The organism is Micromonospora tarensis (assembly GCF_016803395.1).
Classification (GTDB): Bacteria; Actinomycetota; Actinomycetes; order Mycobacteriales; family Micromonosporaceae; genus Micromonospora; species Micromonospora tarensis.
In genome coordinates this window covers 1-9,792 of the sequence record NZ_JAEVHL010000246.1, presented here as the reverse complement: position 1 = coordinate 9,792, position 9,792 = coordinate 1, and the positions used below count along the sequence as shown (strand labels likewise).

Here is a 9,792-nt window from a genome sequence, read left to right as displayed (position 1 = left end):
GTGCGGGGTGGGGCGGCTAGGCTGGCTTACCGTGCTCGTACTCGTGGTGGACAGCTCGACCCCCGCCGTCACCGCAGCGTTGGTGGAGGTCTCGGCAGACGGCGTGGCGTCCCGGGCGCAGCGGTGCACGGTTGACGCTCGCGCGCACGGTGAGCTGCTCGCGCCCCAGGTGGACGCGGTCCTCGCCGACGTTGACGCGCGCCCGCGTGACCTGAACGCCATCGTCGCCGGGCTGGGCCCGGGACCGTTCACCGGGCTGCGGGTCGGCCTGGTCACCGCCGCGACGATGGGCCAGGTGCTCGGCATCCCGACGTACGGCGTCTGCTCGCTGGACGCCATCGGCTACCCGGCGGCATCCGGCGATCCGGTGCTGGCCGCCAGCGACGCGCGGCGCAGGGAGCTCTACTGGGCCGTCTACGACGGCGACGGCCAGCGAATCGTCGGGCCGGAGGTGTCCACTCCGGTGGTGGCCGCCGCACGCGCCCGCGAACTGGGCGCGACAGTCGCGGTCGGCGACGGGGCGCACCGGTACGCGGAGGTCCTGGACCTGCCGGTCCGGGTCGAGCCGCGCTACCCGGACGCCACCGTGCTGGCGCTGCTGGCCGCCGAGCGGATCCGGGCCGGGGCGTCCAGCGAGCGACTCACCCCGCTGTACCTGCGCCGCCCGGACGCGGTGGCGGCGACCGGACGCAAACCGGTCCTGCCATGACGACCGCGGTACGGCTCGACCCATTCCGCTGGTGGCACATCGACGACGTGCTGCCGATCGAGGCGGACCTCTTCGGCGCCGAGCAGTGGTCGCCGGCCATGTTCTGGAACGAGCTGGCGAACGGGCACCACTACCGGGTCGCCGTCGACGCGGATGGTTCGGTGCTCGGCTACGCCGGGCTCGCCGGCGCCCCGCCGGATGAGGTGTGGGTACAGAACATCGCCGTCCGCCGCGACGCCCAGCGACGCGGCGTAGGTCGCGCACTGCTTGAGGAACTGCTCGCCGAGGCGGCCCGGCGCGACGCGCGCAGCACCCTGCTGGAGGTCGCCGTGGACAACGCCGCGGCGCAGCGGCTCTACGCGACGTACGGGTTCGAGCCGATCGGGGTGCGACGCGGCTACTACCAACCGAGCAACACCGACGCGCTGGTCATGCGGCGCGACACCGAGCCGACCGGGGACGGACCACACGACCATGGCTGACGAACCACTGATCCTGGGTATCGAGACCTCCTGCGACGAGACCGGCGTCGGCATCGTGCGGGGGCACACCCTGCTGGCCGACGCGCTCGCCTCCAGCGTCGAGGAGCACGCCCGGTTCGGGGGTGTGGTTCCCGAGGTGGCGAGCCGTGCCCACCTGGAGGCCATCGTGCCGACCATGGACCGGGCGCTGACCGAGGCCGGCGTCACCCTGGCCGACATCGACGCGATCGCGGTCACCTCCGGGCCGGGCCTGGCCGGCGCGTTGCTGGTCGGCGTCGCCGCCGCCAAGGGGTACGCGCTCGCCGCCGAGAAGCCGGTGTACGGCGTCAACCACCTCGCCGCGCACGTCGCGGTGGACACCCTTGAGCACGGTCCGCTGCCCGAACCCGCCATCGCGCTCCTGGTGTCCGGCGGCCACTCGTCCCTCCTGCTCGTGGACGACCTGGCCCGGGGTGTCACCCCGCTGGGCGCCACCATCGACGACGCGGCCGGTGAGGCGTTCGACAAGGTCGCCCGGCTGCTCGGATTGCCGTTCCCGGGCGGCCCGCCGATCGACCGGGAGGCCCGCGCCGGCGACGCCGCCTCGATCGCCTTCCCCCGCGGCCTGACCGCCGCGAAGGACCTCGCCGCGCACCGGTACGACTTCTCGTTCTCCGGGTTGAAGACCGCGGTGGCCCGGTGGGTCGAGGCCCGTCAGCGGGCCGGCGAGCCAGTGCCGGTGGCCGACGTGGCCGCGTCCTTCCAGGAGGCGGTCTGTGACGTGCTGACCAGCAAGGCGCTCGCCGCCTGCCGGGCGCAGGGCATCGAGACCCTGGTCATCGGTGGGGGAGTCGCGGCGAACTCACGGCTGCGGGCGCTGGCCGAGCAGCGGGCCGAGAAGTACGGCATCCGGGTCCGGGTGCCCCGGCCGAAGCTCTGCACCGACAACGGCGCGATGGTGGCCGCGCTCGGTTCGCACCTGGTCGCCGCCGGGGTGGCGCCGAGCCGACTGGACCTGCCGGCCGACTCGGCACTGCCGTTGACCACGGTCAGTGTGTGACGGGCGCGGCGGCATGATCGTGCGGATGTGGGAGGCGCGCGCCGAGGCGTACGGGGTCGCCGACCTGATCACCTGGGTGTGCGACACCGCGCTGCCCGAGCTGGAGCACGACCCGCTGCACGTCTCCAGCGAGGTGTTCTCGTCCACCGACCACCGGGTGGTGGTCATCTCCAAGTGGCGCAGCAACCCGCGCCCACTACCGGATCCACCAGCCCTGCTGGTGGCCCGTGCCCCGCACTCCTGGGACTTCACCCAGGTCGATCGCTGACACGAGCCACCAACCAGGCCACGACAGTGGTCAGCTGCGGCGCAACATCCGGTAGGTGGCGATGCCCCCGGTGCCCAACGCGGCGAGGAAGACCAACCAGACGACTGTGCTGCTGACGCCGACCTGCGGGCCGGTGTTCGCCGAGGCGGCGGCCAGCAGCCCGTCCTTGCCGGGGGCGGGCAGCGCGGCCGGCGGCAGCTCCGGCCAGCGGACCAGCCCGGTGCTCTCCAGCATCTGCATGTGGTGCATGACGAAGCCGTTCGCGTCGTCGCAGAGCTTGCGGACGGTGGCGTCCCGGGTGCTGGCCCGCACCGCGCCGATCACCGGGAAGATCTTGCCGTGCGCGACCCGGAGCCGGGTGACGAAGATCTGGTCGAACCGGGCCCCGGAGGCCTTCTGCATCTCCGCGAGCCAGCCCTTCTGCTCGGCGGTCGGCTCGCTGGGGATCGTCGCGCCCAACTTGTTGGCCGCCTCGACCACCAGCTGGTCGAGGCGCTGATGCTCGTTCGCGATGCCGGCGCCGATCTCGCGGACCTTCGCCGACTGCCCCTTCTCGGCGGCCATCTGGCCGGCGGGCATCTCCCACAGCCCGGCCAGCCGCACCCCGTTGAGCAACGTCATGTCGGCGGCGTTGAGCTGCTGGCCGACGGGCGCGGCGACGGCCACGCCGGGTAGCACACCGACCCCCGCGATGACTGCGATGAGCAGCATGACCGCTCGGTGGGTCCGGGTGCCCGGTCGACGACGGGCGGATCTGAGCGGTGCCATGTCTGTGCTGCCTCCTCGGTCCGGACCGGAACGCGTCTGGACCGGGCACCCGTACGCTGCCGGTTGCCCGTCCGCCCACTGGTACGGACCAACCGCGCGATCAGTTCACCGCGCGGCGGCGCGGATCAGCGGGTGACGGCGAGGAAGCCGCCCAGCAGCAGCAGAGTGAGCGCCGCGGCGGCGAAGACCATCAGCAACTCTCGACGCCCGTGCCCGACGGGATCGGCGTTGCCGGCCGGTCGGGGCAGGGGCGGCAGGTCACGGGTCAGCGAGGCGAGGTCACCGAGGGTGCGTGCGGTCCACACCGCACCCGCCCGATCGGAGAACTCGTCGAGCGTGAGCCGACCCGCGGCGGTGTGCTGGTGCAGCTCGTCGACGACCCGGTTGCGGTCGTCGTCGGAGGCGCGCAGCTCGACATCCACGCCGGACAGCGTACGCGGATCAGCCCACGTCGAGGGGATCGGCGAGAAGTCGTTCGAAGGCCAACTCGGCGGCCCCGATCAGGGGGGCGTCCTCGCCCAGCGCGGGGGTGCGCAGCCGGACGTGTTCCAGGCAGGCGCCGAGCGCGTTGGAGTTCAGCCGGCTGCGGATCTGGGCCGCCGCCGCGAGGTAGAGGTCGCGCATGGTTCCGCCGAAGATGACCATCTCGGGGTTGAAGACGTTCACCAGGTTGGCCACCCCGAAGCCGAGCCAGTCGCCGGCCTGGCGGACCGCCGTCTGGGCTCGGGCGTCGCCCCGGTCGGCGGCGTCGAAGACCTCCAGCAGCGCGTGGCGGCCCCGGGCGTCGGAGCGTCCGGCCGCCCGCAGCAGACTGTGCTCGCCGATCTCGGTCTCCCAGCAACCCCGGGAGCCGCACTCACAGGGCTTTCCGTCCCGGACCACCTTCATGTGGCCGACCTCGCCGCCGTACCCGCCGTGCCCGGTCAGCCGGCGTCCACCGGCGATGATGCCGGCACCGACGCCGACGTCGCCGTACAGGTAGAGGACGTTGTCGCAGCCGGCAGCCACACCCCGTGCGTGCTCGGCGAACGCGGCGACGTCGGCCACGTTGCCCACCGTGATCGGCACGTCGGTGCCCAGCTCGTCGGCGAGGGCCGCGCCGATCGGCTCGTCCACCCATCCGGTGGTCGGGCCGAGTCGGACCAGGCCTTCGTCGCGGCGGACCATGCCGCACACCGCGACGCCGGCACCGACGCAGATCGCGTCGGCCGACACCACCTGCTGCATCTCCTTGACCGCGCCGGCCAACAGCGGTGCGGCCTCCGCGGCCAGCAGGCCGCGCGGCCTGGGCAGGTCCCGCCGGTCCAGCACCGCGCCACCCAGCCCGATCCGGGCCGCGCGCAGGCGGTCCACCTCCACCGAGTACGCGTAGACCCGGGCCGACTCGGGCCGGACGACAAGTGACGGTCGCCCGGCCCGGCCGGTCTCCTTCGGAGTTCCTTCGCTGACCAGCCCCACCGAGGACAGGTCGGCGGTGAGCGCGCCGATGGTGCTGCGGTTGAGGCCCAGCGTGGTGGTCAGCTCGGCGCGGGTGGTCGCCCCGTGGACGTGCACGTGCCTCAGCAGGGCCCCGAGGTTCTGCCGTCGGACGTCATCCTGGCTCGGTCCTGGGCGCATGGTGGTGCTACCTCCCGCGCGGTCAGCGGGTGCCGGTGGCTGCCGCGCGACGGCGGGAGAGGGCGTCGACGCTGGCGGCGAGCAGCAGCACGACGCCGGTGACCACGTACTTGACTCCCGCGCTGTACCCCATCAGGCCCATCCCGTTTTCGATGACCGCGACCACTGCGCCGCCGAGCACGGCGTCGAGGACGCGGCCCTTGCCGCCGAAGAGGCTGGTGCCGCCGATCACCGCTGCGCCGACCGCGTAGAGCAGTACGTTACTGCCCCCGGTGTTCGGGTCGACCGAGTTGGCCCGGCTGGCCGCGACGATGCCACCGACGGCGGCCATGGACGAGCAGATCATGAAGACGGAGATGCGGATCCGGTCCACCCCGATGCCGGCCCGACGGGCCGCTTCCCGATTGCCACCCACGGCGTAGATGTGCCGGCCGTAGCTGGTGCGCTGGAGCACGAAGGTCCAGACGACCAGCAGCACCGCGATGATCGGCACCACGATCGGCACACCCTTGAGGGAGCTGATCAGTACGTTGCGGCTGCGCTCGAGGTTGAGGACGTACACCGCGGTGCCGAGGATGACGGCGAGCCCGGCGATCCGGAGCACCACCACCGCGATCGGGTCGGCGATCAGGCCTCGGGCCACCCGGTTGCGGTGGCGCAGCAGTTGCACCGCCGCGTAGCCGACGACCGCGAGGATGGCGAACGCCCAGCCCAGGGCGGGGGTGAGGTTGCGGTTGGCGATGGCGACCAGCACGTTGTCGCGTACGGAGATGTTGGTGCCGTCCTTCACCAGCAGCAGGACCACGCCCTGGAAGGCGAGGAAGCCGGCGAGGGTGACCACGAAGGACGGAATGCCGACCTTCGCGACCAGCATGCCGAGGGTGGTGCCGATGACCAGGCCGGTGCCGATCGCGGCGAGCACCGCGACCCACCAGGGGTAGCCGAGCACGGTGACCACGTTGGCCAGCACCGCCGCGCAGACACCGCTGGCGAAGCCGGCGGAGAGGTCGATCTCGCCGAGCAGCAGAACGAAGACCAGGCCCATCGCGATCAGCGTCACCGCCGCGCCCTGGGTGAACAGGTTGGCGAAGTTGCCGGCCGACAGGAACGACGACGGCCGCATGACCGCGAACACGGTGCAGAGCACGATCAGGCCGAGCACTGCCGGCAACGCGCCGACGTCGCCACCGCGTACCCGACTCAGGTAGTTGCGGGCGTGCCTCCCGACGGTCGGCGGCGGTGTGACGGCCGCCGGGCCGTCCTTCCGCACGGCGGTGGTGGTCATCGGACGCCTCCTGAGATCGAATCGGCCGGCTGCGGGCCGTCGCCGTTGCCGCCCGGGTCCGTGGCGAGGCCGAGCCCGCCCGAGCGCCCGGCGGTGATCAGCTCAACCACCTGGGCGTGAGTGATGTCGGTGGTCTTCACCTGGGCGACCATCTGGCCGAGGTAGAGCGCGGCGATCCGGTCGGAGACGGCGAAGACGTCGTTCATGTTGTGCGAGATGAGGACCACGGCCAGGCCGTTGTCGGCGAGGCGGCGGACGAGTTCGAGCACCTGGGCGGTCTGTGCCACGCCCAGGGCGCGGTCGGCTCGTCCAGGATGACGAGCTTGCTGTTCCACAGCACCGCCTTGGCGATGGCCACGGTCTGGCGCTGACCGCCGGAGAGGCTGGAGACGTGCTGGCGAAGCGAGGTGACGGTGCGGATGGAGAGCCCCGCCAGGGTCTCGGCGGCGAGTTGTTCCATTGTCGGCTCGTCCAGGACGAGGCCGCTGTGCTTCTCCCGGCCGAGGAACATGTTCTGCACGATGTCCAGGTTGTCGCAGAGCGCGAGGTCCTGGTAGACGACCTCGATGCCGAGCGTGGCGGCGTCGCGGGGACTGCCGATGTGCACCTGTTCGCCGTTGAACAGGACCTCACCGGCGTCGGTGGGGTAGATGCCGCTGATGCACTTCACCAGGGTCGACTTGCCGGCACCGTTGTCGCCGACAAGTGCGGTCACTTCGCCCGGGTGGACGCTCAGGGCGACGTCGCGGAGCACCTGGACGGGACCGAAGCTCTTGTCGATCCCGCGGAGTTCCAGCAGGGGAGTCGCGGACACGGGGTCTCCTTCTTAAGGGAGGGTCGGGGCCCGTCGGCGGGCGCCGCCCGGCACGGGAAGGTGCTCCCGTGCCGGGCGGCGATTGTCGTCCCGGCGGGTACTGCGGCGTCGGTCAGCTGATGCCGGCGTCGGCGCAGAGCTTGGCGTACGCGTCGGCGCAGATCTGCTCCTTGGTCACGTAGCCGTCGGCGATGACGTCCTTGACGTTGTCCTTGTAGATGGCCTTCGGGGTGAGCAGCACCGAGGGGACGTCCCGGCCACCCTCCGGGTCCTTCACCGTCTGGCCGGTGTCCTTCTTCTCGCCCTTGGCCAGTGCGATGGCCAGGTCCGACGCGGCCTTGGCCTCTTCCCGGACGGCCTTGTAGACGGTCATGCACTGGTCACCGGCGATGATGTTCTGCAGGCCCTCCACGCTGGCGTCCTGGCCGGTCACCGGCACCTTGCCGTTGAGCTTGTTCTTCTTCAGGATCGAGATGGCGGCGTTGCCGAGAGTGTCGTTGGCGGCCAGCACGCCGTCGATCTTTCCCTTGGTCGCGGTGAGCTGCTGCTCGAAGATGGTCGCCGCGGTGGGGCCGTCCCAGCCCGGCACGGCGTCGTCCGGGCCCTTGGTGTACTCCTTGGAGTCGAACTTCGGCTTGAGTACCGAGTCGTAGCCGGCCTTGAACAGGGTGGCGTTGTTGTCGGTGGGGGAGCCGTTCAGGTACGCCACGACGGGGTTCTTGGCACCCTTGTCGGTCAGGCACTTCGCCAGACCCTCGCCCTGGAGCTTCCCGACGGTCTCGTTGTCGAAGCTGACGTAGTACTGGGCGGAGCCGCCGAGAGTGAGCCGGTCGTAGTCGATGGTGGCGACGCCCTGCGACTTGGCCTTGTCGAGCACGGCCTTGCCGGTGCCGGAGTCCAGGTTGACGATCATGAGGGCGGTGACGCCGCTAGTGATCATCTGGTCGGCGATGGTCTGGAATGCGGCCTTGTCGTTCTGGGCGTTCTGGATGTCGTACTGGACGTCGGCGGCCTTGAACGCCTCCTCCAGGAAGCGACGGTCCGCCGTCTCCCAGCGGGCGGAGGACTTGCTGTCCGGAAGGATCACGCCGATCTTGGGAGTCTTTTTGGAGTCGGCCGAGCCGGTGCCGGAGTCGTCGCTGCAGGCGGTCAAGCCGCCGGTCGTGAGCAGGCCCACGGCGGCGATGGTGAGGAGCCCCTTACGCATGTGCAGGGTCCTTTCGGAGGTGGGGGAGGTGTTGTTTTGTTGTGCCCGGCAACGTATTTCGCGTCACACCGGCTCCACAAGACCGCGCAGGTGCATAGTTTGTTGGGGGCGATAACAATTCAGCAACGCGACTGTTACTCCCCGGGTATCCCATGGGGAGGTCGACGTAACGAAGGTCGTCAGCGAGTCTGCAACGGCGCGGTGCGGGCGTCGGTCAGCGCCACCAGATCCGCGGCGGCCAGTTCGAGTTGCAGCCCGCGCCGACCAGCGGAGACGTAGATCGTCGGCAGATCCAGCGCGGATTCGTCAAGCACTGTGGGCAGCCGCCGACGCTGCCCGAGCGGGCTGATCCCACCGCGTACGTAACCGGTGGCCCGCTCGGCGACCACCCGGTCGGCCAGCGCCGCCCGCTTGCCACCGACCGCCGCCGCGAGCGCCTTGAGATCCAACTCGCCGGTGACCGGTACGACCGCCACGGTGAGCCCGCCGTCCACCTCGGTCACCAGCGACTTGAACACGCGCTCCGGTGCCACGCCGAGCGCCACCGCCACCAACGCGCCGTAGTTCGGGGCGTCCGGCGACACCCGGTACGGATGGGTGCGATGCGCGACCCCGCGTTTGACCAACAGTGCCGTCGCCGGCGTGCCCTGTCCCGCCACAGCGACGAGGCTAGTCGACCGGCGGCCGGCCGAGGCGAGGCTAGTCGACCGGCCGGCCGATCAGCACCGTCGGTGCACCGCCGATCCGGGTGAGTACCAGGCTCGCCGCCTGGTCGCCGGCCAGCCGCAGGTCCCGCCGGAGCTGCTCCGGGACCAGCGCGGAACCTCGCTTGAGGATCTCCACCCGGCCCACCCGGCGGTCCCGCAGCAGCGCCCGCAGGCGCTTGAGCGAGAACGGCAGCACGTCGGTGATCTCCAGGCAGCGCGCGTACGGAGTGCGGGTCGGCTGGTCGACGTAGAGGTAGGCGATGCTCGGATCGCCCAGGGTGGCGTCCAGTTCGACGGCCAGCTCGGCGACGAGGTGCGCGCGGACCACCGCCGGGTCCGGGTCGTACAGGTAGCGGCGCGGCGGCCCGACCGGCGCCTCGGCGGCACCCGAGCCGGTGAGCTGGTGGCGGTGGAACCCGGAGCCCTGCCGGCGGTAGAGGGTGGCGCGGCGGGGCACCTCCGCCAGCTCGCCGCACCAGAGCGCGGCCTCGACCAGGTCGCCGTCCACGGCGACCCACTCCGCCTCCGCGCCGGCCGGAATCAGCGCGTGGTCCAGGCCCGGTGCCACCTTCACCACGGTGTGCGGCACCCGCTCGGCCAGCCCGGTCACGAAGTCCCACGGGGGGGAGTAGGCGCGCGGGTCGAAGATCCGCCGTCCGGTGCCGCTCGTGCGCCGGGCCGGGTCGCAGAAGACCCCGTCGACCCCTGAGACGTCGAACACGGTGGCGTCGCCACACTCGACCGTGAACAGCTCGGCCAGCCCGGCCGCCTCAGCGTTGGCGGCGGCCATGGCGGCGGTCAGCGGGTCGGCCTCCACCCCGTACACCCGGATGCCGGCGCGGGCGGCGGCGAGCGCGTCGGCACCGAGGCCGCAGCCGAGGTCGGCCAGGGTGCGC

The 9,792-nt window shown here is 71.6% G+C and carries 11 protein-coding genes and 1 pseudogene; 4 read left to right on the top strand and 8 right to left on the bottom strand.

What is annotated here, in order from left to right:
* Positions 1-31: 31 nt before the first annotated feature.
* The 4 genes from tsaB to JM949_RS29835 are packed head-to-tail and all read left to right on the top strand — an operon-like array spanning position 32 to position 2,498.
* Positions 32-709, top strand: a complete 678-nt coding sequence (gene tsaB / locus JM949_RS29850; protein ID WP_203151480.1) for a tRNA (adenosine(37)-N6)-threonylcarbamoyltransferase complex dimerization subunit type 1 TsaB — start codon at positions 32-34, stop codon at positions 707-709.
* Complete coding sequence (gene rimI, locus JM949_RS29845; RefSeq protein ID WP_203151479.1) at positions 706-1,191, top strand: ribosomal protein S18-alanine N-acetyltransferase; 486 nt, start codon at positions 706-708, stop codon at positions 1,189-1,191. Before tsaB ends, rimI begins: the two co-directional genes overlap by 4 nt.
* On the top strand, positions 1,184-2,230 hold the full coding sequence (tsaD, locus tag JM949_RS29840) for a tRNA (adenosine(37)-N6)-threonylcarbamoyltransferase complex transferase subunit TsaD (protein ID WP_203151478.1): 1,047 nt from the start codon (positions 1,184-1,186) through the stop codon (positions 2,228-2,230). Before rimI ends, tsaD begins: the two co-directional genes overlap by 8 nt.
* Positions 2,231-2,243: 13 nt before the next feature.
* On the top strand, positions 2,244-2,498 hold the full coding sequence (locus tag JM949_RS29835) for a hypothetical protein (RefSeq protein ID WP_053660576.1): 255 nt from the start codon (positions 2,244-2,246) through the stop codon (positions 2,496-2,498).
* A gap of 30 nt (positions 2,499-2,528) precedes the next feature.
* Here the strand turns inward: JM949_RS29835 and JM949_RS29830 are convergent, their stop codons facing one another.
* The 8 genes and pseudogenes from JM949_RS29830 to JM949_RS29795 all read right to left on the bottom strand — a co-directional run.
* Positions 2,529-3,266: a DUF4142 domain-containing protein gene (locus tag JM949_RS29830; RefSeq protein ID WP_203151477.1), complete on the bottom strand. Its 738-nt coding sequence runs from the start codon at positions 3,264-3,266 to the stop codon at positions 2,529-2,531.
* 125 nt (positions 3,267-3,391) lie between these two features.
* The gene (locus JM949_RS29825) at positions 3,392-3,688 is read right to left on the bottom strand and encodes a DUF1707 SHOCT-like domain-containing protein (RefSeq protein WP_203151476.1); all 297 of its coding nucleotides are present in this window, start codon (positions 3,686-3,688) and stop codon (positions 3,392-3,394) included.
* Between the two features lie 19 nt (positions 3,689-3,707).
* A complete protein-coding gene (locus JM949_RS29820) occupies positions 3,708-4,883 on the bottom strand; it encodes an ROK family protein (protein WP_203151475.1) in 1,176 nt (391 codons plus the stop codon).
* A 22-nt stretch (positions 4,884-4,905) separates the two neighbouring features.
* Positions 4,906-6,168, bottom strand: a complete 1,263-nt coding sequence (locus tag JM949_RS29815) for a sugar ABC transporter permease (RefSeq protein ID WP_203151474.1) — start codon at positions 6,166-6,168, stop codon at positions 4,906-4,908.
* Positions 6,165-6,982, bottom strand: a pseudogene (locus JM949_RS29810) (ATP-binding cassette domain-containing protein). Before JM949_RS29810 ends, JM949_RS29815 begins: the two are co-directional and overlap by 4 nt.
* A gap of 112 nt (positions 6,983-7,094) precedes the next feature.
* Positions 7,095-8,189, bottom strand: coding sequence for a sugar ABC transporter substrate-binding protein (locus JM949_RS29805; RefSeq protein WP_203151473.1), 1,095 nt, complete (start codon positions 8,187-8,189; stop codon positions 7,095-7,097).
* 179 nt (positions 8,190-8,368) lie between these two features.
* A complete protein-coding gene (gene ybaK / locus JM949_RS29800; RefSeq protein WP_203151472.1) occupies positions 8,369-8,848 on the bottom strand; it encodes a Cys-tRNA(Pro) deacylase in 480 nt (159 codons plus the stop codon).
* 40 nt (positions 8,849-8,888) lie between these two features.
* On the bottom strand, positions 8,889-9,792 hold a 904-nt coding region (locus JM949_RS29795; protein ID WP_203151471.1), incomplete at its 5' end, for a THUMP-like domain-containing protein.

Bases quoted from the DNA above. Each gene is read 5' to 3' on its own strand.
- rimI (WP_203151479.1), top strand. From the start codon at position 706: ATGACGACCGCGGTACGGCTCGACCCATTCCGCTGGTGGCACATCGAC.
- tsaD (WP_203151478.1), top strand. From the start codon at position 1,184: ATGGCTGACGAACCACTGATCCTGGGTATCGAGACCTCCTGCGACGAG.
- JM949_RS29835 (WP_053660576.1), top strand. From the start codon at position 2,244: ATGATCGTGCGGATGTGGGAGGCGCGCGCCGAGGCGTACGGGGTCGCC.
- JM949_RS29830 (WP_203151477.1), bottom strand. From the start codon at position 3,266: ATGGCACCGCTCAGATCCGCCCGTCGTCGACCGGGCACCCGGACCCAC.
- JM949_RS29820 (WP_203151475.1), bottom strand. From the start codon at position 4,883: ATGCGCCCAGGACCGAGCCAGGATGACGTCCGACGGCAGAACCTCGGG.
- JM949_RS29815 (WP_203151474.1), bottom strand. From the start codon at position 6,168: ATGACCACCACCGCCGTGCGGAAGGACGGCCCGGCGGCCGTCACACCG.
- JM949_RS29805 (WP_203151473.1), bottom strand. From the start codon at position 8,189: ATGCGTAAGGGGCTCCTCACCATCGCCGCCGTGGGCCTGCTCACGACC.